Below are 2,307 nucleotides of genomic sequence, written 5' to 3' on the forward strand. Positions count from 1 at the left end.
CTACTTTCGAAAATTCCTGCGGAATTTTCTCGGGTTCGTAAAAGTTTGCTAAATTAGTTGCTTAACCACGCAACTAACCATACACAAACACGTTGTAAGTAATTTGACCAAACCAAGAAAAATAGAACTGAATTTAGGAAATCCGAAGAATGGATGGCTTCCGATTGAATTAAAATCTATGGATTTTGAATTGGAATTTAATGCTTCAAATATTCCTGAAAGTCCGACTGACAAACTTTGCGAATCTCTGATTTTAGCAATGAAGGGAATCGAAACGGAAATATGCTGGAATTTGGAGCCTGAATGTTATTTCTTTGAATTAAAGCAAATCAGAAAAGGAATTGAGCTTAATATTTCAAAAAGTGGAGGAATAACAGAAAACCGAATTCTAATTTATGAACTGACTGGAAATTTTGAGTCTGTGATTTTACCAATGTATCAAAGTTTAAAAAAGTTCAATACGTTGGAATTTGACAAAACTGATTGGAAAGAAATTGACCAAAAAAAACTTAATAAACTGACTGAATTAGTAAAATCCAAAAAAAATTCAAAAGCTTTATAGAATATGAAGTACAAGAACATTCCGTCAGCAATTCACAATTTTGGTCATAGTTTTTTAAGCTATGAAAATTATGTCGATTCTGATTTTGTAATTGATGAACTTAATAAAATAAGCGGAAAGAATTATAACATAAAAATTGATTGGAAAACTAAAGAATTCCAACCAAAGACAATGGTTTCTGACCGTATTACCAAATCAATTGGATATTGGTATGATAATATAATTGAGCATTTTAAATCGCAAAACGTGGAATTTGACTCTCTAAAATCATTTGAACTGATTTGGGAAAATGGTAAAAGACCGAAAGTTATTGCGACTGACGACAGAGGAAAATTTTACGAAAAGGAAATAACAAATACACTATAAACTGAATAAAAAACTACTTACAACACTGTATATAATTTATTGCTTGGTTCTAGCCTACTTACGAAAATCCTTGCGGATTTTCTATTCGGTTTTTATTTGCTAAATTACGTGCTAAACCACGCAACAAACCATATACAAACACGTTGTGCGTCATTTAAAAAAACAGCATATGAAAAATTGGAACACTTTTAAAAAAAGAATTTTGGTAAATAAACCAATAGAAGATGTTTATCGCTGTTGGTCAACTAAATCGCAAATCGAAACTTGGTTTCTAGAAAAAGCTGATTTTAAATCAAACAATGGAGAAAGAAAACCAGATGAATTGGTACAAAAAGGAGATAAGTTTGATTGGAAATGGAATAATTGGGATTTTACTGAAAAAGGAGAAATTTTAGAAGCCAATGGAAAAGATTCAATTTCTTTCACCTTTGGTTCTGGTGGAAATGTACATATAAGTTTAAAAACAATTGATTCCAGCACAGAAATCACCTTGATACAAGACGAGATACCTACAGATGAAAAAAGCAAAATGGACATTTTCGTGGGCTGTATAACTGGTTGGACATTTTGGCTGACTAATCTAAAAGCATATTTGGAATATGGCATCACTCTTCATTCCAAAGGTCTTAAACAAGAGGACACTACTGATTTAGTAAATAGTTGATTATGAATAAATTCTCTTATTACGTAATAATTTGCCTTTTGATTATAAGCTGTAAGAAATCAAATGAAGCTAAGCAATTGGAAAACAGCAATTCTGAATTAGAAGCTTTCATTACCGACTATTATTCTGTAATGTCCCAAAGAAATTGGAATGCTTACAAAGCCTTTTTTGCCGATAAAGCAACACTAACAACAATTTGGCAAGAGCCGAATGATTTAAAACCAAAATTGCTAACAAACTCAATAACGGAATTTTTAGCTCAAACAGAAAATGGACCTGATAGTCAGCCAATTTTTGAAGAAAAACCAATTAAAATTGACATAAAAAGAAAAAAAAATCTTGCCAACGCTTGGGTTTATTACGAGGCAAAATTTGGAACCGAAGATAATTTAATCAAATGGAAAGGTTATGATTTAATTAGCCTACTAAAATTTGACAACAAATGGTATATAACATCAATCACCTATGTTTCAGATTAATAATTAAAAAAACGAACGCACAACATTGGCTATAAGTAATTGCTTGTTCTCGCCTACTTTGGAAATTCCTGCGGAATTTCCAACTTGGAGTGTACTTGCAAAGTCAAGTGCTAACCCACGCAACTACTCATAGCCGAGACCGTTGGCAATAATAATGAAACAAACTTTTAGCATATTAATAATCTTTCTGATTTCAGTCAATGGATTTGCTCAATGTAATGATATTGATAAACTGG

General features: G+C 31.5%; 4 protein-coding genes. All 4 read left to right on the forward strand.

The annotated features are described in order from the left end of the window. Positions 1-103: 103 nt before the first annotated feature. The 4 genes from CLV33_RS17385 to CLV33_RS17400 all read left to right on the forward strand — a co-directional run bounded on the left by CLV33_RS17385 (position 104) and on the right by CLV33_RS17400 (position 2,071). Positions 104-562: a hypothetical protein gene (locus CLV33_RS17385; protein ID WP_105474946.1), complete on the forward strand. Its 459-nt coding sequence runs from the start codon at positions 104-106 to the stop codon at positions 560-562. A gap of 3 nt (positions 563-565) precedes the next feature. Then, positions 566-928 carry a hypothetical protein gene (locus tag CLV33_RS17390; protein ID WP_105474947.1) on the forward strand — a complete coding sequence of 121 codons (363 nt, stop codon included), beginning with the start codon at positions 566-568 and terminating at the stop codon, positions 926-928. 169 nt (positions 929-1,097) lie between these two features. Continuing rightward, positions 1,098-1,592, forward strand: coding sequence for an SRPBCC family protein (locus tag CLV33_RS17395; RefSeq protein ID WP_105474948.1), 495 nt, complete (start codon positions 1,098-1,100; stop codon positions 1,590-1,592). 38 nt (positions 1,593-1,630) lie between these two features. Beyond that, the gene (locus CLV33_RS17400) at positions 1,631-2,071 is read left to right on the forward strand and encodes a nuclear transport factor 2 family protein (RefSeq protein ID WP_170064041.1); all 441 of its coding nucleotides are present in this window, start codon (positions 1,631-1,633) and stop codon (positions 2,069-2,071) included. The last annotated feature ends 236 nt before the right edge of the window (positions 2,072-2,307 follow it).

Source organism: Jejuia pallidilutea, assembly GCF_002973595.1.
GTDB classification, from domain to species: domain Bacteria; phylum Bacteroidota; class Bacteroidia; order Flavobacteriales; family Flavobacteriaceae; genus Jejuia; species Jejuia pallidilutea.